At 34.2% G+C, this 23,375-nt stretch carries 16 protein-coding genes; 4 read left to right on the top strand and 12 right to left on the bottom strand.

The window, feature by feature from the left end:
- Window positions 1-2: 2 nt before the first annotated feature.
- A complete protein-coding gene (gene gltB, locus V5J73_RS10385; protein WP_338645674.1) occupies window positions 3-4,520 on the bottom strand; it encodes a glutamate synthase large subunit in 4,518 nt (1,505 codons plus the stop codon).
- Between the two features lie 407 nt (window positions 4,521-4,927).
- Here gltB and sucC point away from each other — a divergent pair, with 407 nt between their 5' ends.
- A complete protein-coding gene (gene sucC / locus V5J73_RS10380) occupies window positions 4,928-6,121 on the top strand; it encodes an ADP-forming succinate--CoA ligase subunit beta (RefSeq protein WP_338645672.1) in 1,194 nt (397 codons plus the stop codon).
- Window positions 6,122-6,285: 164 nt separating this feature from the next.
- A complete protein-coding gene (locus V5J73_RS10375; RefSeq protein WP_338645671.1) occupies window positions 6,286-7,851 on the top strand; it encodes a protein adenylyltransferase SelO in 1,566 nt (521 codons plus the stop codon).
- 31 nt (window positions 7,852-7,882) lie between these two features.
- Here the strand turns inward: V5J73_RS10375 and V5J73_RS10370 are convergent, their stop codons facing one another.
- The 6 genes from V5J73_RS10370 to V5J73_RS10345 all read right to left on the bottom strand — a co-directional run bounded on the left by V5J73_RS10370 (window position 7,883) and on the right by V5J73_RS10345 (window position 12,577).
- On the bottom strand, window positions 7,883-8,404 hold the full coding sequence (locus V5J73_RS10370) for a hypothetical protein (RefSeq protein ID WP_338645669.1): 522 nt from the start codon (window positions 8,402-8,404) through the stop codon (window positions 7,883-7,885).
- 79 nt (window positions 8,405-8,483) lie between these two features.
- Window positions 8,484-9,140, bottom strand: a complete 657-nt coding sequence (locus V5J73_RS10365) for an NAD(P)H-binding protein (protein ID WP_338645667.1) — start codon at window positions 9,138-9,140, stop codon at window positions 8,484-8,486.
- A gap of 2 nt (window positions 9,141-9,142) precedes the next feature.
- A complete protein-coding gene (locus tag V5J73_RS10360) occupies window positions 9,143-9,610 on the bottom strand; it encodes a DUF1456 family protein (RefSeq protein ID WP_338648613.1) in 468 nt (155 codons plus the stop codon).
- Between the two features lie 58 nt (window positions 9,611-9,668).
- On the bottom strand, window positions 9,669-10,700 hold the full coding sequence (locus tag V5J73_RS10355) for an aminotransferase class I/II-fold pyridoxal phosphate-dependent enzyme (RefSeq protein WP_338645665.1): 1,032 nt from the start codon (window positions 10,698-10,700) through the stop codon (window positions 9,669-9,671).
- 6 nt (window positions 10,701-10,706) lie between these two features.
- Complete coding sequence (locus tag V5J73_RS10350) at window positions 10,707-11,717, bottom strand: dipeptide epimerase (RefSeq protein WP_338645663.1); 1,011 nt, start codon at window positions 11,715-11,717, stop codon at window positions 10,707-10,709.
- A 38-nt stretch (window positions 11,718-11,755) separates the two neighbouring features.
- Window positions 11,756-12,577 (bottom strand): alpha/beta hydrolase, encoded by an 822-nt coding sequence (locus V5J73_RS10345; protein WP_338645661.1) that lies wholly within the window; start codon window positions 12,575-12,577, stop codon window positions 11,756-11,758.
- A 56-nt stretch (window positions 12,578-12,633) separates the two neighbouring features.
- Between V5J73_RS10345 and V5J73_RS10340 the strand changes: the two genes are divergently transcribed.
- Together V5J73_RS10340 and V5J73_RS10335 are read left to right on the top strand one after the other, a co-directional pair.
- Entirely contained in the window at window positions 12,634-13,035 is a 402-nt protein-coding gene (locus V5J73_RS10340; protein ID WP_338645659.1) for an excinuclease ABC subunit B, read from the top strand.
- Between the two features lie 194 nt (window positions 13,036-13,229).
- Window positions 13,230-14,234 carry a TolB family protein gene (locus V5J73_RS10335; protein ID WP_338645658.1) on the top strand — a complete coding sequence of 335 codons (1,005 nt, stop codon included), beginning with the start codon at window positions 13,230-13,232 and terminating at the stop codon, window positions 14,232-14,234.
- 186 nt (window positions 14,235-14,420) lie between these two features.
- On the opposite strand, the gene uvrB is transcribed toward V5J73_RS10335, so the two are convergent.
- From uvrB to rlmF, 5 genes are all read right to left on the bottom strand, one after another.
- Window positions 14,421-16,412, bottom strand: a complete 1,992-nt coding sequence (gene uvrB / locus V5J73_RS10330) for an excinuclease ABC subunit UvrB (RefSeq protein WP_338645656.1) — start codon at window positions 16,410-16,412, stop codon at window positions 14,421-14,423.
- A gap of 126 nt (window positions 16,413-16,538) precedes the next feature.
- Window positions 16,539-19,568 (bottom strand): TonB-dependent receptor, encoded by a 3,030-nt coding sequence (locus V5J73_RS10325; RefSeq protein ID WP_445236423.1) that lies wholly within the window; start codon window positions 19,566-19,568, stop codon window positions 16,539-16,541.
- A gap of 536 nt (window positions 19,569-20,104) precedes the next feature.
- Window positions 20,105-21,217 carry a FecR family protein gene (locus V5J73_RS10320; protein WP_338645653.1) on the bottom strand — a complete coding sequence of 371 codons (1,113 nt, stop codon included), beginning with the start codon at window positions 21,215-21,217 and terminating at the stop codon, window positions 20,105-20,107.
- Between the two features lie 89 nt (window positions 21,218-21,306).
- A complete protein-coding gene (locus tag V5J73_RS10315) occupies window positions 21,307-21,918 on the bottom strand; it encodes an RNA polymerase sigma factor (protein ID WP_338645650.1) in 612 nt (203 codons plus the stop codon).
- A 405-nt stretch (window positions 21,919-22,323) separates the two neighbouring features.
- Window positions 22,324-23,283, bottom strand: coding sequence for a 23S rRNA (adenine(1618)-N(6))-methyltransferase RlmF (gene rlmF / locus V5J73_RS10310; protein ID WP_338645648.1), 960 nt, complete (start codon window positions 23,281-23,283; stop codon window positions 22,324-22,326).
- Between the last annotated feature and the right edge of the window lie 92 nt (window positions 23,284-23,375).

Genomic DNA, 23,375 nt, shown 5'->3' with positions numbered 1-23,375 from the left:
GACTATAGTGCTATTAGTTCTTCAATTTTTTTTTCTTCGGCTAATCGCTGTAACGCTTTTTTGTAATCAGTAGGCATTACTTTGATAAAATGATTGCGTTGGTTTTCCCAATCTTCTAAAATCCTTTTTGCCAAAGGACTGCTAGTGTACAACGAATGATTTTTTATTAAACGTCTCAGTTTAGTAAAGTCATCGTCTTCCAATGCTTCAAAAGCGACCATTTCCATATTGCACAATGTAGCGTCGAATTTTTTATTTGGATCAAAAACATAAGCAATTCCACCACTCATTCCAGCAGCAAAATTTCTTCCTGTTTTTCCTAAAACAACGACAGTTCCTCCAGTCATATATTCGCAACCATGATCTCCAATTCCTTCTACAACTGCTGTTGCTCCCGAATTTCTAACACAAAAACGCTCTCCAGCCATACCATTGATGTAAGCTTCACCTGTAATCGCTCCGTAAAGAGCCACGTTACCTATGATTATATTTTCTTCTGGTTTAAATGTAGCCGTAGGTGGGACTTTGATAATCAATTTACCGCCTGAAAGTCCTTTTCCTAGATAATCATTACAATTTCCATGTATTTTGAAAGAGAGACCATTGGTTGCAAAAGCACCAAAACTTTGTCCTGCAGAACCTGTAAAATCAACTAATATGGTGTCCTCAGGTAAACCTTGTGCACCATATATTTTTGAAATCTCATTACTCAACATAGCACCAACAGAACGATCTGTATTCTTAATATCAAACGTAACTCTTGTTTTTTCTTTTCTATAAATAGAAGGAATTGCAGCTTTGATAATATCAAAATCAAGTACATGTTCTAAAGCATGGTCTTGCGTTGTTGTGTTGTGATTAGGAACTTCTTTGGCTTTTTCTGGTTTATATAAAATGGTAGACAAATCTAATCCACTTGCTTTATAATGCTTGATGGCTTTATTGACATTCAATTTTTGAGATTGTCCAACCATTTCTTTTAATGTTCTAAAGCCAAGTTGAGCCATGATTTCTCTCAACTCCTCAGCAATAAAATACATGAAGTTGATGATGTGTTCAGGTGTTCCTTTGAAATTTTTTCTCAATTCAGGATCTTGTGTTGCGATACCAACTGGACAAGTGTTCAAGTGACACGCTCTCATCATAATACAACCAGATGCTACTAAAGGAGCGGTTGCAAAACCAAATTCCTCAGCTCCAAGTAAAGCAGCGATAGCTACATCACGACCTGTTTTCAATTGTCCGTCACATTCTAAAACTACGCGACTTCTTAAATCATTTAAGATTAATGTTTGTTGCGCTTCGGCTAATCCAAGTTCCCAAGGAATACCAGTATGTTGTAGTGAAGTTAATGGTGCAGCTCCAGTTCCTCCATCGTATCCTGAAATCAAAATCACGTCGGCTTTTGCTTTAGCAACACCGGCAGCGATAGTTCCAACACCCACTTCAGAAACTAATTTTACATTAATTCGAGCTTCACGATTGGCATTTTTTAAATCAAAAATTAATTGTGATAAATCCTCAATAGAATAAATATCGTGGTGTGGCGGCGGTGAAATTAATCCAACATAAGGTGTAGAATTTCTTACTTCAGCAATCCAAGGCACCACTTTTTCGCCTGGTAATTGACCACCTTCTCCAGGTTTTGCACCTTGAGCCATTTTTATTTGTATCTCTTTGGCGTTTGTCAAATAGTTGATAGAAACCCCAAATCTTCCAGAAGCTACTTGTTTAATAGCACTATTTCTGGAATCTCCATTTAAGTCTTTTTGGAAACGTTTTGGATCTTCTCCACCTTCTCCAGAATTACTTTTTCCGCCAATTCTGTTCATTGCAATTGCAAGATTTTCATGAGCTTCCTGGCTGATAGATCCATAAGACATGGCTCCTGTTTTGAATTTTTTTACAATTTCAGTCCAAGGTTCCACTTCGTCAATTGAAATAGGATCTAAGTTATTGAATTCAAATAAACCTCTAATGGTCATCAAGTTTTCACTTTGATCATTGACCATTTTTGAATATTCTTTATAACTCTCAGGACTGTTTAAACGTACTGCTTGTTGTAGTTTAGAAATCGTCGTTGGATTAAACATGTGTTTTTCTCCTGATCTTCTCCATCTGTAAATACCTCCAATTTCTAAAGGCAGTAAATTGCTGACTTTTGAATTTGGAAATGCTTTCTGATATCTTTTTTTGATTTCTTTTTCGACTTCCATTAAACCAATTCCTTCAATTCTGGAAGGAGTATATGGAAAATATTTAGAAGTGAATGTTTTATTTAACCCTAAAATTTCAAAAATTTGTGCCGCTCTGTACGAATGTAAAGTAGAGATACCAATTTTATTCATGATTTTCAGAATCCCTTTTGCAATAGCTTTATTATAATTTTTAATGGCATAATCAGCTTTTACACTAGTGATAAAACCTTCGTTTACTTGGTTATGAATAATTTCATTTACCATGTATGGGTTAATAGCACTAGCACCATAACCAAATAGTAAGGCAAAATGGTGTGGTTCACGGGGCTCAGCAGATTCTATTATGATTCCAAATTTAGAACGAACTTTTAGAATGTTAAGCGAATGATGAATGTAAGAACACGCCAATAACATTGGTATTGGAGCCATTTTTTCACTTACTCCTCTATCTGAAAGAATTACAATATTACAACCTTCAGAAACTGCTTTGAAAGTCGCTTGTACTGCTTTTTCCATAGCGCGTTCCAATCCGTTTACTCCTTTTTTGATTTCATACAAGGTAGAAATAGTGACTGATTTGAAATCAGCATGATCAATGTTTCTTATTTTATCTAAATCTTCGTTTGAAATAACTGGATTTTGTATTTTTAATTTCTTACAATGTTTTGGTACAATGTCAAAAATATTATAGTCTCCACCAATCGCTAAACTGATATCAGTAATGATTTCTTCACGAATACCATCCAATGGAGGATTAGTAACCTGAGCAAATAATTGCTTGAAATAGTTGTATAAAAGTTGTGGCTGATCTGACAAAACGGCTAGTGGTGTATCGTTCCCCATAGAACTTAATGCTTCTGCACCTTCAGCTCCCATTGGGTTTATAATTGTTTTTAAATCCTCTAGCGTGTAGCCAAACAAACGTTGTCTGGTTTCAAAATCAATATTTTCTACAGGAATTGGATTGTCAGTATACGGAATTTGTGCTAATTGCAATAAATTTTCATCTAACCATTGTTTGTAAGGGCGTTTAGTAACAATAGCATTTTTGATCTCATCATCTTCAATGATACGACCTTCATTCATGTCAACCAAAAACATTTTTCCAGGCTCTAAACGACCATGTTGAATCACGTCTTCTGGTTTGATGTCAAGAACACCAATTTCTGAAGACATAATTACGAAACCACTTTTAGTCAAAGTATAACGGGAAGGACGCAATCCATTTCTATCCAATAAAGCGCCAATAACATTACCATCTGTAAAAGGTATTGAGGCTGGGCCATCCCAAGGCTCCATGATGCAAGCGTTGTATTCATAGAAGGCTTTTTTATCGGCTGACATCGTCTGGTGTTTTTCCCAAGCTTCAGGAACGACCATCATCATTGCTTCCGGCAAAGAACGACCTGTCATTAACAACAGTTCAATTACCATATCCATTGAAGCAGAATCTGATTTTCCTTCTAAAATAATTGGGAATAATTTTTTGATATCATCACCAAAAACATCACTTTTCATCAATTCTTCACGAGCACGCATACGGCTAATATTACCACGAAGTGTATTGATTTCACCATTGTGACACATATAACGGAAAGGTTGTGCTAATTCCCAAGATGGAAATGTATTGGTAGAAAAACGTTGGTGAACCAAAGCTAATCTGGTTACCAAGTCATCGTCTAACAAATCAGTATAGTATCTGCTGATGTCTTCCGGCATCAACAAACCTTTGTATATAATAGTTGTAGTGGAGAAACTTGAAAAATAGAATCTGTGGCTTTCTGAAATTCTTGAATTTCTGATGGTGTGTTCAGCAATTTTTCTTGCCGCAAACATTTTGGCGTTAAATTGTTGTTCGGTAAGATCTAATCCATTTTTACCAACAAATACTTGTTTTACAGTGGGTTCCTTTTCAGCAGCGATTTGACCTAAATTAGAAACATCCACAGGAACATCTCTCCATCCTAGAATTTCTAAATTTTGATCGCGCACTGATGCTTCAAAAGTTGTTTCGCAAAAAGCTACTTGGTTGGGACTTTTTGGCATAAAAACCATTCCTACAGCATATTGTCTTGCTTCTGGAATTTCAAAATCACATACTTTCTTAAAAAAATCATGAGGGATATCAAATAATATTCCAGCTCCATCTCCTGTTCTGCCATCTGAACTCACAGCACCACGATGTTCTAGTTTGATTAGAATGTCCAGTGCTTTGTGTATTATGTCATTTGATTTAATTCCATTTAAATTACAAATGAATCCTGCTCCGCAATTGTCGTGTTCAAATTCGGGCAAATAAAGGCCTTGTTCTTTAACTTTCATGCTTAATATTTTTTTCACAAAATTAAAGATTTACTAATATATAATAGGCTTAAAAGTTAAAAACGCCTTGTTTTTACAGTTATAATAGAAAAAGGTTAAATAAATCACAATAATAAGATTTAAGTGCATCTGATTTGGTTTTTCGACAAAAACAAAATGAAATTTGAGCCGTAAACACGAGAATTTTGAGCGAAATGTTATACCAATTGTTTTTGTTAAATATTTATAACAAATTAGTGATTAATTTTTATAAATTTTTCATTTTGATGTCTCTTGTCGCTGGGTTTAAAATATCTAAATTTAGACGCCATTTAAATTAAAAAAAAAATAACAGTTAAGTTTAATTTTGCTATTTTTGTGCCACTTTTATTCTGAAATAAATTCAGAATCCAGACAAATTCTATATTATGAACATACACGAATATCAAGGAAAAGAGATTTTAGCTAGTTACGGAGTTCGCATTCAACGCGGAATCGTTGCTAATAGCCCAGTAGAAGCCGTTGCTGCTGCAAAACAATTAACTACCGAAACTGGTACAAGTTGGTATGTAGTAAAAGCCCAAGTTCATGCAGGTGGACGTGGAAAAGGTGGTGGAGTTAAACTTGCCAAAAATTTACAACAAGTAGAAGAAATTGCAGAGCAAATCATCGGAATGCAATTGATTACACCTCAAACTTCTGCTGAAGGTAAAAAAGTACACAAAGTTTTAATCGCTGAAGATGTTTATTATCCTGGTGAAAGTGAAACTTCGGAGTTTTATGTATCTGTTTTATTGAATAGAGCTACAGGTCGCAACATGATTATGTATTCTACTGAAGGTGGAATGGATATTGAAGAAGTTGCTGAACACACACCACATTTAATCTTTACTGAGGAAGTTGATCCTTCTGTTGGATTGCAAGGTTTTCAAGCAAGAAGAATTGCTTTTAACTTAGGTCTTTCTGGAAATGCTTTCAAAGAAATGGTAAAATTTATCGATTCTTTATACAATGCTTATATTGGATCTGATGCTTCAATGTTTGAAATCAACCCGGTTTTAAAAACATCTGATAATAAAATTATGGCTGTAGATGCTAAAGTAAATATCGATGATAATGCTTTATACAGACAAAAAAAATATGCTGATATGCGTGATATTCGTGAGGAAAACCCAATCGAAGTGGAAGCAAAAGAAGTAGGATTAAACTATGTAGATCTTGACGGTACAGTAGGATGTATGGTTAACGGAGCTGGTTTAGCGATGGCAACTATGGATTTAATTAAATATGCTGGTTTTGAGCCTGCTAACTTCCTTGACGTAGGTGGAACTGCTGATGCAAAACGTGTTGAAACTGCTTTCCGTATTATCTTAAAAGATCAAAACGTAAAAGCTATTTTGATTAATATTTTTGGTGGAATAGTTCGTTGTGACCGTGTGGCGCAAGGAGTTGTTGATGCATACAAAAATATGGGAGATGCAATTAAAGTGCCAATCATTGTTCGTTTACAAGGTACAAATGCAGCTATCGCAAAAGAATTAATTGATAATTCAGGAATGCCAATTTTATCAGCTGTTGAATTCCAAGAGGCTGCAGACCAAGTACAAGCGGCACTTTCTTAATTTACACATTTTGTATATTTCTAAAACCTGTTTGCGCAAGCTAACAGGTTTTTTTAGTTTAAAGCAGTTGCTAATTGTAATGAAACAAATCATAATAATAATTGAAAGTGTAAAGTTTTCTGGCTAACAACAATTATCTTTGTTTTTAATGATTTTTAGTACTCATGAAACTCCATATACAAAATAAATTTACTTCTGAATTACCTGCTGATTCCAATCAAATTAATGTTCCAAGACAGGTTCATCAGGCTTGTTATTCGTTTGTATTACCCAAAAAACCTTCAAATCCTTCACTAATTCATGCTTCAATTGAAGTAGCAAATGCAATTGGTCTTTCTAAGGAAGATATACTTTCTACTGATTTTTTGAATACTTTTTCAGGAAGTACCATTTATCCTGGTACTAAAGCGTATGCGATGCCTTATGCAGGACATCAATTTGGAAATTGGGCCGGACAATTAGGAGATGGTCGTGCCATTAATTTAACTGAAGTTGTTCATAATAATAAGACTTATACTTTACAGCTAAAAGGAGCAGGGCCAACACCATATTCCAGAACAGCAGATGGTTTTGCGGTATTACGATCTTCTATTCGAGAGCATTTATGTGCCGAAGCGATGCATTATTTGGGAGTTCCTACCACGCGTTCGCTTTCGTTAATGCTTTCTGGCGATCAAGTATTGCGGGATGTTTTGTATAACGGAAATCCAGCTTACGAAAAAGGTGCTATTGTTTGTAGAGTCGCTCCTTCTTTTATTCGTTTTGGAAGTTTTGAATTATTTGCTTCCCGAGAAGACCATGTTAATCTCAAATTATTGACAGATTTTACGATAAAACATCATTTTCCTCATATTAAAAAAGAAGGTATCGAAAAATACCTAGCCTTTTTTCAAGAAGTTACTCAAACTACGTCGAACATGATTATGCATTGGCAACGCGTAGGTTTTGTTCATGGCGTTATGAATACGGATAATATGTCCATTCACGGCATTACCATTGATTATGGACCTTACGGTTGGTTGGAAGATTATAATTCCGGCTGGACGCCAAATACAACTGATAATCAACATAAAAGATACCGTTTTGGGAATCAACCAGAAATTGCACTGTGGAATTTGTATCAATTGGCAAATGCTTTGTATCCTTTGATAAACGATGCAAAGCCACTCGAAGCTATTTTAGAGGCGTATAGTACAAATTACGAAAAGGAGTATTTGAATATGATGCAAAATAAACTTGGTTTCCAAATCAAAAAAGAACACGATATTGTTTTGATTCACAGTTTGACTCAATTGCTTCAAAAGGTAGAAACAGATATGACCATTTTCTTTAGAAATCTGAGTAATGTAACCAAAGCTGATGCTGCAATAACCGCTTTTAATTCTATAAAAGAGTCTTTTTACAATGAAAAGAACTTAGATGAAAAGATCTTAAAAGATTGGCACGATTGGTTGGAGAAGTACAGCATTCGAATCAATGAAGAAACGCTTTCAGATGCTGAAAGAAAAGAGCAGATGAATTTAGTTAATCCAAAATACGTGCTGCGAAATTATATGGCGCAGTTGTGTATTGATGACGCAGATAAAGGAGATTATTCTTTGCTAAACGAGTTATTTGAAATGCTTAAAAATCCCTATGACGAACAACCAAATTTTCAAAAATGGTTTGCTAAGAGACCGGATTGGGCCAGAGATAAAGTGGGCTGTTCTATGTTAAGCTGTAGTTCTTAATTATGGATTTGAACACTATTAAAATTAGAATTTATTTAATGCCAATTGCTTCATGACCTCTTAATAAAATCTTATTTTTATTTTCTAAATTTTCTTTAGTTTTTCCCAAGATGTTTATGATGTCAAATTTGGTATTGCTTTTTCTTAGATTGTAAAACGCTTCTGAATTTGTGATTTCAAATTCTAAAATATAGTTTCGGTCTAATTTGAAAGTATCAATATTGTCTTTTATAAATGCTCCATTTACCATATAAATGACATCGTTACTTTTGATTTTGGTAAATTCAGATTTAATTTGTTCCAAACTTATAAAATCATATTTCTTAGGGTTTTTAGAACTAATATATAGTTGACCATGATACAAAACACCGTTTATTGTGGTGTCCTTTTTGATAACATTCACAGATTCAATTTCATTTGGGTCAATAGATTGCATTGAAGCACTCGAAACTAATTTTGAATCAAAAAACATGGCTGGTTGTTCAATTTTATCGTTTTGTCCGAAAAATAATGTTGTAAAAAATAATATGGAGAAGGTAAGAAGGCATTTCATATTTGAAGGTGTAAATTCATTTAGATAAAATAAATATACAAAAAAATCCTGAATGAGAGTTCAGGATTTTGATATTGTATTAGTTTCCAATTTCTTGAATCGCATTTGATTCATATATTTTAAAACCTTTATTATTTGTTTCTGCAATTTTTAAAAGTGCTTTGGCGACTGTTTTACCTTCAATAGGTTTGTACTTTTTTAAGTTTCCAAGGAATAAGAAGGAAAGTGTTTTCATGAAAAAAGCACCCACTTTTTCGCCCAATCTAAATTCAGTTCGGTTTCCTAAAAGAAGGGAGGGCTGCAATACAGCAACGCTTTCGAAATTACAGTCCTTAAGGAAATCTTGAATTTCTCCTTTTGTTTTCAAATAGAAATTTCCAGACTTTGTATCAGCACCAAGAGAGGATATAATTAAAAATTGTTTGACTCTATTTTGCAATGCAAAAGCGGCAAACTGACGAGGATATTCAAAATCTACTTTTCTAAACGCTTTTTGACTTCCTGCTTTTTTGATTGTTGTACCAATCGTGCAAAAGAAATCATCACCAACGACTAATTCTTTATAGGTTTCTGGCTTGTCAAAATCAATGATGTGTTGTGTTAATTTTGGATGTATTATTCCCGAATCTCTTTTTACGAAAGTGATTACTTTAGCGTACTGTGAACTTTCTAAAAGTAGATGTAGGAGTTCTGACCCTATTAGACCCGTGCTACCAATGATTGACGCCGTTTTCACAGTTATGATTTTTTATTCTTACCGAAATTAAATTTCACTTTCTCCACAACCTGAACTTTTGAATTTCCTTTTGGATACTGTTTTTTAGAATTGTTTTTGGCTGCTGGCTTCGATTTTGAAGGTGCTTCGTCACCTCTTGATCTTTCTTCGTCTCTTGGTTTTGCCTTAAATTCGGGTCTGTCTTTGGAACCATCTTTAGCAGGAATTTGAGCTTTATGCTTGGCTAAAACATCATTTGGGTTTTTTGGATTTTCTTTCGTTCCACGCAAATGAATTACCAATCCATTTAGGAAGTTACGCAGCACTTGGTCGCCACACTCCATATAATTTTCATGTTTTTCATCACGAAAAAAGGCACCCAATTCTGATTTGGTGATTCTAAAATCTACTAATTCTAATATTTCTACTATTTGATCGTCACGCAACATTAATGCTACGCGAAGTTTTTTGAAGATATCGTTATTTGTCATCATATTCTAATTTTTTACAAAGGTACGGTTTAAAAGCAATTGGACCACAATTTTAGATTTAGAATTGGTTTTGGTTAAGAAGGTCAATTATTTTATCTAAATCTTCTTTTTTGTGATTAGCAGTTATTACAATTCTATTTAAATCACGGGTGTCAGTAGGGTATTTAAAATTGGTTACAATAATTTTATTCGCCGTGAAAATTTCATTTATTCCTTCGATTTCCGGATAAATGAGCGGATATTCAGGATCAAAAAGGACTGCTTTGTTTTTAATTAAATGAGTATTAATGTAGTTTAAATTGTCCTTTAATTTTTGATGCTGTTGCAAAAAAATCGCTGCTGTATGAGCCATTGTTTGTACAAATGCAGCGTTCATTCCAGCACTGGAAACAAAAGTATCGTGATTTGCTAGTTGATTAATAAATTCGGAATCACTCGCAATTACGCCACCCGTCAATCCAAACGCTTTACCTAAAGATGATACCATGATTTTTCTTTTAATATTGGGAAGGTTGATTGTCGAAAAAATTCCGCAACCATTTGTTCCTAAAATTCCAAGGGAATGTGATTCATCAATAACCAAAGTGGTTTCTTTATTAGACGGAATAGAATTTAGAATTACAAGATCGATTGGTTGTACATGAAATGATGGAACCGAATCCGTAAGAATCGTAATTTTTTCAGTTGCGTTATCCAGCAAACGAGGATTTAGCTCATTTCCAATAAAAACCGGTAAGCTGTTTGGCTTTTTGATGGCGGTGTGCGTATCCGGAAAATGAAAAAATAAATCGGTTTCAGGAGTTAATGTTTCAACAACTAATTTCCCCGCCAACATACCGGAAGAGACCGTAAGTACAGCATCCGCTTTGATGTAATTAGCTAAAAATCGTTCGCCATCACCATAAGCGTTGAGTTGGATATTGGCACTTCTGGAACTTCCATAAGCTGTTCCCCATCGCAAAATATTTTTGATAAGCAGTTTTTGAAATTCAGGATGCGTTGGCAAACCTAAATAAGCTGTTCCTCCAAAATAAAGATATTCTTCGTTGTCGATTTCAATTACTCGATCCGGAAATTGGTTGACTTTCATTTAAAATCAAATTAATGTTACACCGGTTCCGTTTAAGTCAGAATAGCTTGTTTTTCCAAAATTAATTGTCACTCCTGTGGCGATATCTTCAGCTAAAAGCAATGCCCCGTCCATATCTACATAATCTAATTGTGGCAATAAATGTGCAATCGCTGATATCCCAACAGTAGATTCGGTCATACAACCCACCATCGTTTTCAACCCTAATTTCTTGGCTTCATTAATCATTCGTCTTCCAGGCGTCAGTCCGCCACATTTTACTAATTTGACATTTACACCATGGAAATGGTTATGACATTTGGCTACATCTTCTTCTATAATGCAACTTTCGTCAGCGATAATCGGTAAAACTGATTGCTTGAAAACTTCCTTGTGTCCTTCCCAATTGTCGGCTTTCATGGGCTGTTCTAAAAATTCTACGCCTAGTTTTTTTAACTCGATGGCATTCTTTATGGTTTCTTCAACTCCCCAACCGCAATTGGCATCAATTCTGAAAATAGCATTGGTATGTTTCCGAAGTTCCTTGACAATGGCAATATCTTCTTTGGTTCCCAACTTAATTTTATAAATGGGCCAAGGCAATTCCTTCATTTTAGCCACCATTTTTTCGATAGATGCAATTCCAATTGTGTAATCTGTCAATGGATTTTTGGCAATGGTATAATTCCACAATTCGTACAGTTTTTTTCCTTTTTGGCGCGCGTACAAATCATTGTATGCCATATCCAAAGCGCATAAAGCAAACATATTGTGTTTTAGATATGGATGGATTTTTGCCCAAAATGCTTCAGGTGTTTCATCTGTTGTGTTTTCGATTATGCTTCTAATTTTTTCTAAATCCTGCATCATCACAGGAACTGTTGTCTTGTAATATGGATTAGAAGTTGCTTCGCCAAAACCGGAAAAACCATCACGTTGCAACTCCACAATTAAAGAAGGTTGAAAGTCAATCGATTCTCTAGAGATTGTGAAAGTATGTTTTAATTTGAGGTTGTATTCTCTTACTGTTAATTTCATTTTGAGAGCGATTTTGAATTTGTCGAATAATGGATTTTTTAATAACCGAGCCAAGAAATGGCCTTTACAAAACCATCACGCCAGAGTTTTTCGTTGTGTTGTCCGCCCTTTATAATTTTCTTTTCATTCAAATTAAGACAGTAACATCTATTTGAATTTAGTAAATATTCCATTTTGTTCACATCAGAAACCATGTCGTCACTTTCAGTATCTCCACAAAGAAAATAGATTTTAGGTTTTATTTTTTTAGAGTTTTCTGTCAGCGTATAAATGTCTTTGGTAAACCAAAACGAAGGCGAGAAAACACCTGCTTTTCCAAAAACTGTAGGGTATTTTAAAATGGCATAATAGGAGGTAAGGCCACCAAGAGAACTTCCCATGATAATAGTATTTTTCTTTTTGGTTTTTGTTCGATAATTGTTGTCAATATGTGGTTTTAACGTTTTCACGATAAATTCTAAATAATTATCCGCTTTTCCACCTCCGTATTTCTCGTTTTTAAAAGGCGTTAATTCATCCATTCGTTTTTCGTTTCCATGTTCGATTCCCACTACAATAACTTGTGCTTTTAGACTGTCTAGTTTTTCATCTACATTCCATTCGCCTGAATAGGAGGTTTTTGCATCAAATAAATTTTGAGCATCATGCATATAAATCACGGAGAATTTATTTTTTGAGGTAGCATAATTCTCAGGTAAATACATCCAAATTTTCTTTGTCGTTTGAAGTTGTGGCGCATCAATCGTAAAAGTAGAAACTTGTTTTGAAGCAGTACTCAAAATGGGCTGTTTAGAGTCTTGAGCAGTAATTTTTGCTATTGTAAAAAAGAAAAGTAGAAGTAGGAATAGCTGTCGAATCATTATTAGTTTTTGTGTTTTGATTTAAAAACAATATTTTAGCTAAAAATAATAATTTGATGAATACATTCGAAGAAAAAAGGAGTTTAGTTTTAGAGATGATTGCTTTTTCTACTGTTGATGGACAATTACATAAAAGGGAATATGAGTTTTTAGCAATTGTTGCTAATGAGTTGGGTTTTGAACAAGATATTTTTAATGATTTATTTCATCAAGAACTTCCACAATTCCCTATTAAAACAGAGTTTTTGCGTATTCAACAATTTTACAGATTGGCCTTGTTGATGTATTGTGACGGTGTATTGCATAAAAAGGAAATGACTACTATTCAGCAAATAGCGATTGATATGGGACTTAATCCTATAGCGACAAAACGAATTCTTAAATTAATGAATGACGCACCAAATGCTATTATCGATGGCGAGATTTTATTGAATGTTTTTCAGGAGCAACACAATTAAATTTTTATTAAATATACTATACTGATTATTAGTTATTTGAATTTTTTTATTAAGAACTAATTAATTAGGATTTCTCTAAAAAAATAATTTGAAATAAAAATCTTATTTATTTCAAATTTTTGCAAAAATTTAACATTATCATTTTTTTTTTTTAATAAAACATTTATATTTGTAAATCAACAAATAAAATGCTTATGAAAAAAATTACTCTTTTATCAGGTTTAGGTTGTTTATTTTTACTTTATTCGTGTGCTTCTAAAGCTCCAGTAGTAAAGTTATCTGGGCCACAAGTTACCGCAAGTGCTAAAGAATTAGTTAGAATAACGGATGATGTAGTGCCTGAATTTCAGCCATGTTTATCTCCTGATGGTAAAAAATTATTATACGTAATTAGAGATGATGCAAATACTGGATTCAGTAAATGGAGTATTAGGTTGAAGAACGATGTAATGTTACCTGGTTTTACTCCATTAATTGGAAATAAAACTGACAGACCGTCATGGACTGATAATGAGAATTTTATTTTTACTTATTACGCTTCTAAACCAACTATAGCAGTGACGAGTGTAAACAAACTGGGTTTAACTTATATTGGTCAAAATGCCTATGGTGATTTCGATGCTGATGCTAGTCTATCACCTGATAATAAAAAAATTGTATTAACAACTACTCTCCAAGATACAAGAAATATTTGTCTTGTGAATAAAGATGGAAGCAGCTTTACAGTTCTTTCTGAAGGTATTAATCCAAAATGGAGCCCAAAAGGAGATAAGTTACTTTACACAAAACTTTCTGGTGATTTTTTTCAATTATTTGAATTAGACTTAAAATCATTTCAAAGTACTCAAATAACTACTGGGGAACAGAATTCTACAAATGGTGCTTACTCTCCTAGCGGTAAGCATATTGTGTATATTGGTACAAAAGATAAATTTAGTCATCTTTTTGTAATGAAAATAAACGGAACATCTTTGACTCAAATTACAAGTGGAGATTCTAATGAAACTCAGCCATTTTGGGGCGTTGATGGTAACATCTATTTTTCTTCTACTGCTGGGGCACGCCAGCCAGAAAAAGCTGCTAGTAAAATAAGTAATGTTTTTGCTAGAATTTCTTCAAACAATATAACTCAAGAACAGTCCGCATACTCTTATCCTTATACTGATATTTGGAGAGTTCAACCTTTGATTGTAGAATAATTTTTTGTCTTAATAAATGTAAACATTTATCAGGGAAAATAATATTAAAAAGAGCTGTAAGATATTTTATAGCTCTTTTTCTTTTTATAGGGATTTTAGGTTAGTGCAAATTATACTTACACAAAATCTATAAAATTATCTGTTTTTGTGTTTTGTAATTTATTAATAATTTATTTATTTAACTTTTTAAACTAATTGCCCTTGCAATGCTTTTATTTCATCACGTAATTTAGCCGCCTGCATAAAGTCTAATTCTTTAGCTGATTTCTCCATTGATTTTCTTTTCTCACGGATTAGTTTTTCAATTTCGGGTTTTGATAGGTACAAATTCTCTGGCTCTGCAGCTTTATCTAGCGTATTTCCTAATTCGTAATCGACAAGCGGATTTTTGGTAAAAGCGCTTTCTATTTTTTTGTTTAAAGCTTGAGGAATCAAGTTATTGGCGGTATTGTAATTAATTTGTTTGGTTCTGCGATACGAGGTTTCATCAATTGTTTTTTGCATGCTGGCCGTTATTTTATCAGCATACATAATTGCTTTTCCATTTAAATTTCTTGCTGCACGACCAATTGTTTGCGTAAGCGAACGATGACTTCGTAAAAAACCTTCTTTGTCAGCATCTAAAATGGCTACCAAAGAAACTTCAGGTAAATCTAAACCTTCACGAAGTAAATTCACACCAATCAACACATCAAAAATTCCTTTTCGCAAATCTTGCATAATTTCGATTCGTTCCAAAGTATCTACTTCAGAGTGGATATAACGACAACGAATATTAACTTTGGTTAAATATTTGGCTAATTCTTCCGCCATTCTTTTGGTTAAAGTCGTCACTAAAACGCGTTCGTCAATTTCGGCCCGAACCTGAATTTCTTCAATTAAATCATCAATTTGATTTAAACTTGGTCGGATTTCAATAATTGGATCCAATAATCCTGTCGGACGAATTACCTGCTCGACTACAACACCTTCCGTTTTTTGCAATTCATAATCCGCTGGTGTTGCTGAAACGTAAATAACCTGATTTTGCATTGCTTCAAATTCCTCAAACTTCAGAGGACGGTTGTCCATCGCAGCGGGAAGTCGAAAACCATATTCCACTAAGTTTTCTTTACGGCTTCGATCCCCACCATACATCGCGCTAACTTGTGAAAGTGTCACGTGACTTTCATCAACCACCATTAAATAATCTTTGGGGAAATAATCGAGCAAGCAAAAAGGTCTTGTTCCGGGCAAACGACCATCAAGGTAACGGGAGTAATTTTCAATTCCGGAGCAATATCCGAGTTCGCGAATCATTTCCAAATCAAAATTGGTGCGTTCTTCTAATCGTTTTGCTTCGAGATGTTTTCCTATTTCCTTAAAATAATCTACTTGTTTTACCAAATCTTGTTGGATTTCCCAAATTGCATTTTGCAATACATCTGGTGAAGTGACGAACATGTTGGCGGGATATATTGTTAGTCTTTCAAATTTTTCAAGGACTTGAGAATTCTTGGTGTCAAAACTTTCAATTTCCTCGATTTCATCACCAAAAAAATGAATGCGATAGGCTTCATCTGCATAACTTGGATACACATCTACGGTATCACCTTTTATTCTGAAACTTCCGGGATTAAAGTCGGCTTCTGTTCTGGAGTACAAACTTTGAACTAATTGATGCAATAATTTGGTTCTCGAAATAATTTGCCCTTTCTCAATTGGAATTAAGTTTTTCTGAAATTCTATTGGATTTCCAATACCGTATAAACAAGAAACAGATGCTACAACCAAAATATCTCTTCGTCCGGAAAGTAATGAGGCAGTTGTTGACATTCTCATTTTTTCCAATTCTTCATTGATGGATAAATCCTTTTCAATGAACACCCCGGTAACTGGCATGAAAGCTTCGGGCTGGTAATAATCGTAATAGGAAACAAAATATTCAACGGCATTATTCGGGAAGAATTGTTTGAATTCTGAATATAATTGTGCCGCCAACGTTTTGTTGTGTGCCAAAACTAAAGTTGGTCTTTGTACTTCCTGAATCACATTAGCCACAGTAAATGTTTTTCCGGATCCAGTAACTCCTAATAAAGTTTGGAATTTATCACCATCTATAATCCCTTGGGCTAATTTGTCAATCGCTTGGGGTTGGTCGCCTTTTGGCTGGTAATCGGATACTACTTGGAAATTCATTGAATTAAAGGGCAAAGTTTTAGAACTGCAAAGGTACAAAGTTTGGATTCTTTTTTTTCTAAACTTTTTGCCAAAAAAAAACCATCCTGATGTGTCAGGATGGTTCCAATAAAAAAATATTAATTCTTAGAAACTGAAGCTTAATCGAGCAAAAACGAAACGACCGTTTTGACCAAATTGAGATACGTTTCTAGAATATACAAATTGATTTGCATTTGATAAGTCAATTGTAGATGGTGCAGCGGTGTAATCGATAGCTCCGGATACTAATCTAGGTCTGATTGCAGTTTGTGTACCAAGATTTGCATCTGGATAAATATCAAAAATATTATTGGCACCAATAACAATTTTGGCAGCTTCTGTAATTTTGAAACCTACGGATAAATCTGTAATGATTTTTGCTCCCCAAATTGGGTGCTCATTTTCTACTGCTTGGCCATTAACAATTATTCCTTCAACTCGTCCGTCTCCATTCACATCAGCAGTATTTGGATCAGTAACTTTACCAAAATAAACGTTTCTCAAGAAGAAATCGAATTTTTTATAGGTAATTGAGTTGGTTAAATTAGCTTTTACTCTTGGAATTGCTTCTTGTAAGTACACTCTACTGGCTTCAGAATAATATCTATTGATTTGACCTGCAGCTTCTAATACTGGTGAAGCGTTTATTTCGCCCACTCTGTATGTTTTAGAAAAAGTCCCTGATAAATCTGTTTTTAAGGAAACGTTATTTCCAAAACTTGTTTTATGACTGATTACAACATCAATTCCTTTTGATTCAGTGTTAATTGCGTTTGCGAAGAAAGTCGCTGCAGTTGCACCGGCTGTATCAAATAATCCATTCAAAATTGCATTTGGAGATCCAGCTGCAGGAGTTCCGCCTGGTCTTGAAAACTGATCGGTAAGAACTACTCTGTCGTCAATTTTTACAATATAAGCATCTGCAGTTAAAGTTAAATTTGCTTCTGGGATTTTAGCTGTAAAACCAACACTTGCACTTTGAGATTCTTCTTGTTTCAATTTAGGAATTCCTAATAATTGTGCAGCTTGTGAATCATTACTGAAAGTTCCTACCTCAAATGGTACACCACCTACGAATTGTGTAGCAGTTGAATTGAAATAGATTTGGTGTAATGAAGGTGCTCTAAATCCAGTTGAAACCGCACCACGTAAATTGATATTATCTGTTAATTTATAACGAGAGGCAATTTTGAAATTGGTTGTATTCCCAAAATCAGAATAGTTTTCAAAACGAACTGCTCCGTTTACTAACCATTTGTCCGTAACGTCTAATTCTAAATCGGTATAAATTGCTACACTGTTACGATCTTTGTCAATGGCATTTGCAGGTCGGAAACCAGGGAAAACTTGTGAGCCATTTGGTCTTGCTGCACCATAAAAATCAGTAACTTTTATGTTATTTGGAGTTGATGCGGTAACAACGCCTCCGTTAATGTCATATAAATTATAAGATTCCGGCTGTCCTGCATTGATAGCGAAGTTTTCATGACGGTATTCTGCGCCAAAAGCAACGTTCAAACCTTCTAAAACATCAAATTTTCTATTCATGTCAAAGTTTGTTGTGTTTTGGGCGAAAGCCAAACCACCAGCGTCAAATTCAGTAGGAGAATTTTCTCTTAAAGAAGCATTTACAGTGTTTTCAACTCCGTAATCAAAAGCATTTCGTCCAAAAGTGTTACTTAAGTCAAAATTCCAATTTTCGAATAGCATACCTCTAAGACCTGCAGCTACCGATACATCGTTGATGGTAGAATGAATTTCTGGTAAAAAACCGTTTGGATATAAACCCGTATATGATCTTGATTGATTTGGTCTTCTGTAAAAACCGGCAGCTTCTCCTTCTCTAAAACTTGTTCCTCCAAAGGCGTAGGCTTCTAGTTTGTCATTGATTGGGTAAGCGGCATTCAAGAAGAATTGAGCACTTTGTAATGAAGATTGTCCAACTCTCATATTAAAATTTTTTCTTTCAAGACCTCTGTAAGCTAATTCTCCTGAAGTAGCATCAAAATTCAATGCAGCTTGCATTTGAGGAATATCCGCGGCACCACTAATTGCAGTTTGCTGTGCAGCTGAGAAATACGATACACCGGGAGCATATTGTTTTATAGTAGTAAGTATTTGAGCTGTATTAGGAGTATTTGTAATATTTCCAAAAAGGCTATTGATATTAGTTCCTGCCTCAGCAGCTCTTTGTTCAACAGCATTGTAGGCGTTGAATAAAGTTCCAGTAACTTCTTTAGCTCTACTTGTTGCATCACGCAGTTGGAAGCTCGCGGTAGCATTAATAAAGCTCTTTTCTTTACCAAGACTAGTTCCGTAGTTCAAGTCTAGTTGGTAATTTCCACCATCAAAACCACCATCATGGTCATTAGCACCTTTAGAAAGATTTCCTCCTCCAAAAAGGTTTACTTCTAATTTGTTCGTGTTTTTCTTAACATTGATATTGATTACACCTGCAATAGCATCAGATCCATATTGAGCAGAAGCTCCGTCTCTTAAAACTTCGATTTTTTCGATAGCAAAAGCAGGAATAGCATTTAAATCCGTCCCTACAGATCCTCTACCTGGTGAACCATTGATATTTACTAACGAAGAAGTGTGTCTTCTTTTTCCGTTTATCAAAACCAATACTTGATCTGGCCCTAAACCTCTTAATTGTGCCGGGTCAATGTGATCTGTTCCATCAGCAACCGTTTGAGTATTTGAGGTAAACGATGGGGCAACCATGTTCAAAATCTGATTTAAGTTTACTTGTGCTCCTTGAGAAGCAATCTCTTTCATAGAAATTACATCTATAGGAACGGCAGATTCTGTTACCGTTCTGGCAGGATTACGAGAACCTATCACCACAACATCTTGTAGTGTTTCTCCGCTTCCCGTTAAAGTAACATTTAAAGTAGTTCCAGTTACAGTAACCGATTTAGTTTCTAGTCCAACATAAGAAAATTGTAAAACGTCTCCAATTTCAGCACTTATGGTATACGTTCCATCGATATCAGTTGTTGTTCCCTTTGTTGTTCCTTTTACAAGAATCGTTACGCCTGGTAACGATTCTCCTTTTTCATCAACAACGCGTCCTTTGATAATCTCAGCAGTTGTACTTTGATTTAAAGTAGAGAAATATTCAGCATTCATTCCGGTGTTAGTAATACCTTCTTTTTGTAAAATAATCTGATTACTTACCTCGGTATAGTTCATTTTTAATGGTTTCAAAATGCGAGTCAATACACTTGATAGTGCTTCATTGTTAGCGTAAACACTCACTTTTTGATTCAGTTGTGACATTCTCGAATTGTACGAAAATTTTACATGTGCCAGTTTTTCAAGTTTCGTCAGCGCAGTATCTAGGTTCAAATCGGTCACAGTAATAGTTACTTTTGTGTCCAGCTTTTTTTGACCTCTGATAGTATTCGCAAATGTTACACTTGAAAAGACAAGGGCTAAAACAAATTGAAATAAGGTTATTTTCATAATTCGAATTAGTAGTCGTTGTTTGAAGACGGTTTTTTTCATAGTTTTGGTCTGTTTTTATTAATATTCGTTAGTTAGGGTATTGGTTAAACACTACAATTGCTCTTTACAGAGAGCGAATTGATTCTATTTAAGGCGTCGAGAATGTTACAGCATTTTCGGCGCTTTTTTTATTATCTTTTTAATGCATAAGCAAGTTACTATTGGTTACATCCGTCTGATATAATTATAATTTGGTTTCCATTCATTTCATAGCTTGTATTGCTTCCTAGGCTTTTACAAATAATTTTTAGTTTCTCTGGCAAAGGCTGATCGCTTAAAGATGTTGTCAGATAGCAGTCTTTTAATTTTGCTTGTGGAAAATCAATTTTCACTAAATACGCCTGTTCAATAGTTTTGAAAATTTGTGACACAGGAATATCGGTGAATTCAAATCCCAATTGCTCAATATTACTCGTGGAATTAATTAATAACTCATCTTGTGTAATATCAGTAATCTTTTTAAAACTTAAGTTTTTCCGAACGAATCGCAAAGCTTGATTTGGTAATAAAACAATTAGCTCGTCTTTTGGATTTGAAATTAATTCATTCGATCTTACTTTTACTTTCCCTGTTCGAACGACCACTTCCACATTTGGCTGATTAGCGTATGCTTTTATTTTAAAACTGGTTCCAACTACTTTAGTAACGATTTCATTTGCGAATACAAAAAACGGCTTTTTAGGATCTTTGCTAATTTCGAAAAAGCCTTCACCGGAGAGGTACACTTTTCGTTCATTACCCACAAATATTTTAGGATAACTTAATTTACTGTTGGGTTGTAGTAAAACAGAACTTCCGTCGGATAATGTTATGATTTGTGGTTTGTCTGAATTATTTGTCTGCTCCACTAAGCCTTCTTCATTTTCATTGATAAGTTCGCTGTAAGTTAGTGCAGAATCATTATCACTGTTGGTTTGATTGTACAACCATCCGGTTAAAAGGCTTAAAATCAAAACAGCCGCAACTCCGTTAAACCATTTTTTTCTTAAAAGTTTGAGAACTGGTTTTCCCTTTTTATTTTCTTCTACTCTTTCAATTTTTTTCCAAGTAGCTTCCAATGCATGTTGCACTTCATCTGAAGATAAATCATCATTAGGAACTTTCATTGCTAACAACCATAATCGAGCCTCTTCAACTAATTTAGCACGACTAGAATTCTCTAAAGTCCATTCTTCCCATTGGTGTTGATCATCATTGAAACACACCCATAATCGGAATGATTCATCAGCTAAAAAGTGTTCTATCTCGGTGTAATTATTACGGTGTTGCATCAAAAAAAGGGGTTACAATTATATAGAGGACCATTTCTTTAATTGATACTCACTAAAAGGTAAATTTTTTTGAATTTATTTTTTGTAGCTTAAAATGCAAATGAAAACAGCACTAAAATAAGGAAGATATTTCCTTTCCATTCTTTGCGTAAGCTCAACAAAGCACGATGTAAAAGGTTGTTTGCTGATTGATAATTAATGTCAAGTGTATCGGCAATTTGGTCTACGGTAAGTTCTTGGGAATAACGAAGATATAAGGCTTCTTTTTGTCGAGAAGGCAAATCATTTATCAAATGATTGAGATGTGACACTTTAGAAGCTGTGGTTTCATCAGAAATAAGGTTGTGTTCAATAGAAAAATCAAATAAAAATTCAACCGTGTCTATAGAACTGCTAAGGCGAAAGATGCGATCTCGTTCTTGTAATCTTGTAATTCGCTTGCGAACACATGCTAACAAATAGGCTTTTACAACCACTTTATCACTCAATTTGTCTCTGTAAATCCAAATATCTGTAAAAACGTCTTGCACGCAATCTTGCACTTTCTCAGGAAAAGGAAGAAATGAATTTCCATAACGTACTAAATGAGAATAATGTCTTTTAAAAAGTATTGAAAAAGCATTTTCATTCCCTTCTTTTAGACTGTTCCAAAGTTTGGAATCATCAAGTGTTTCGGTATGTGACAGTTGCTTTTCTACCATTTAGTTTGAATTTGGATATTGGTTTAAAACACAATAAAAACTCTGAAAAAGAATTATTAATTTGGCTTTTTTAGTTTAAAAAGTTTCGTTTTCAATTTCTTTGTTAACGCATTGTAAAAGAATTTTCTTTTTAATTATTTGAAAATTGCTTTACCAAATTTACGTAAAATTATGTTAAAATTACTTTTTACTCTTTAAAGTAAGAAGAAATGCAGTTTTTTATGAATAGTTGTAATTTTTTTTCGGTAAAATAAATTTATGGAAGTTTATTTGTTGATTTAATAATGGAAGTTTTTTGAGGGCTTCACTTTAAATGTATAACAGGAAAAAGTATAGGTAAAGATTGATTTTCCCGACTATCAAGAATGATTGGTGGGATTAAATGCTTAAATTAAATAGGATTTTTTATTCGAACTTCCAGGCTTTTTGTTGTGCTTCACTCAGGAAAGTCCAAGCTACTATTCGGCTTGTTTTTTGGCCTTGAGCCATATCAATTGTTTTAATCTCGACAGCACTTACCTTGTTTAGTGTTTTGTAAAGACTAGAAAGATTTTCTTTTTTAGAAACCAAAGTGGTAAACCATAAACACTGCATCGGGTATTTGGCACTTTCGTAAATCATTTGAGTAACAAAACCTAATTCGCCACCTTCACACCACAATTCAGCATTATGACCACCAAAATTTAAAACAGGTTTAGTTACTTTGCTCTCGGCACTTCGAGATTCTAAATTGTTGATTTTTCGAACCGTACTTTTCGTGGCTTCATCTTGTGAGGCATGAAATGGAGGATTGCAAATAGTGAATGTAAATTTGTCTTCGGGAGTAATTATGTTTTTAAAAATAAAACGCGATTCTGTTTGTTGTTGTAAACTAATAGCATCAATCAATTTTGGATTATCTTCAATGATAGCACTGCAGTTTTCAATAGCTTTTAAATCGATGTCGGTTCCTACAAAACTCCATCCGTACGCTGAATTACCAATTATAGGATAAATGCAATTCGCACCTACACCAATGTCTAAACCTTGAACATTTTCTCCTTCAGGAATGATTCCGTTGTTGCTTGAAGCTAATAAATCAGCGATATAATGAATATAATCTGCTCTTCCTGGAATCGGTGGGCAAAGATAATTTGCTGGAATATCCCAGTTTTGAATGTCGTAATGGGATAATAACAAGGCTTTGTTGAGTGACTTTACAGCATCAGGATTACTAAAATCAATTGTCTCGATATTATGCTCATTTATAGAAACAAAATGCTGCAATTCAGGAGATTTTTCTATTAATTGCTCAAAATTATATCCAAATCTATCCAGATTTCTAGGATGTAAATTAGTCTTTTCGGTAATCGTTTTTGCTTTCATTTTCTATATTTCGGTGCAAAGATAGGGATTCCTATTTTGTAAATGGTTAAAGACCATTAAGACTCCTTAAACAGTTGGGAAATAAATCACAA

The sequence above is a fragment of the Flavobacterium sp. KS-LB2 genome (genome assembly GCF_036895565.1).
Taxonomy (GTDB): domain Bacteria; phylum Bacteroidota; class Bacteroidia; order Flavobacteriales; family Flavobacteriaceae; genus Flavobacterium.
The sequence above is the reverse complement of the archived record's forward strand: the minus strand, read 5'-3'. Positions and strand labels throughout refer to the sequence as shown.

Excerpts from the sequence above, each read along its gene's own strand:
- gltB (WP_338645674.1), bottom strand. The coding sequence starts at position 4,520 with ATGAAAGTTAAAGAACAAGGCCTTTATTTGCCCGAATTTGAACACGAC.
- sucC (WP_338645672.1), top strand. The coding sequence starts at position 4,928 with ATGAACATACACGAATATCAAGGAAAAGAGATTTTAGCTAGTTACGGA.
- V5J73_RS10375 (WP_338645671.1), top strand. The coding sequence starts at position 6,286 with ATGAAACTCCATATACAAAATAAATTTACTTCTGAATTACCTGCTGAT.
- V5J73_RS10370 (WP_338645669.1), bottom strand. The coding sequence starts at position 8,404 with ATGAAATGCCTTCTTACCTTCTCCATATTATTTTTTACAACATTATTT.
- V5J73_RS10360 (WP_338648613.1), bottom strand. The coding sequence starts at position 9,610 with ATGACAAATAACGATATCTTCAAAAAACTTCGCGTAGCATTAATGTTG.
- V5J73_RS10355 (WP_338645665.1), bottom strand. The coding sequence starts at position 10,700 with ATGAAAGTCAACCAATTTCCGGATCGAGTAATTGAAATCGACAACGAA.
- V5J73_RS10350 (WP_338645663.1), bottom strand. The coding sequence starts at position 11,717 with ATGAAATTAACAGTAAGAGAATACAACCTCAAATTAAAACATACTTTC.
- V5J73_RS10345 (WP_338645661.1), bottom strand. The coding sequence starts at position 12,577 with ATGATTCGACAGCTATTCCTACTTCTACTTTTCTTTTTTACAATAGCA.
- V5J73_RS10340 (WP_338645659.1), top strand. The coding sequence starts at position 12,634 with ATGAATACATTCGAAGAAAAAAGGAGTTTAGTTTTAGAGATGATTGCT.
- V5J73_RS10335 (WP_338645658.1), top strand. The coding sequence starts at position 13,230 with ATGAAAAAAATTACTCTTTTATCAGGTTTAGGTTGTTTATTTTTACTT.
- uvrB (WP_338645656.1), bottom strand. The coding sequence starts at position 16,412 with ATGAATTTCCAAGTAGTATCCGATTACCAGCCAAAAGGCGACCAACCC.
- V5J73_RS10325 (WP_445236423.1), bottom strand. The coding sequence starts at position 19,568 with ATGAATGCTGAATATTTCTCTACTTTAAATCAAAGTACAACTGCTGAG.
- V5J73_RS10320 (WP_338645653.1), bottom strand. The coding sequence starts at position 21,217 with ATGCAACACCGTAATAATTACACCGAGATAGAACACTTTTTAGCTGAT.
- V5J73_RS10315 (WP_338645650.1), bottom strand. The coding sequence starts at position 21,918 with ATGGTAGAAAAGCAACTGTCACATACCGAAACACTTGATGATTCCAAA.
- rlmF (WP_338645648.1), bottom strand. The coding sequence starts at position 23,283 with ATGAAAGCAAAAACGATTACCGAAAAGACTAATTTACATCCTAGAAAT.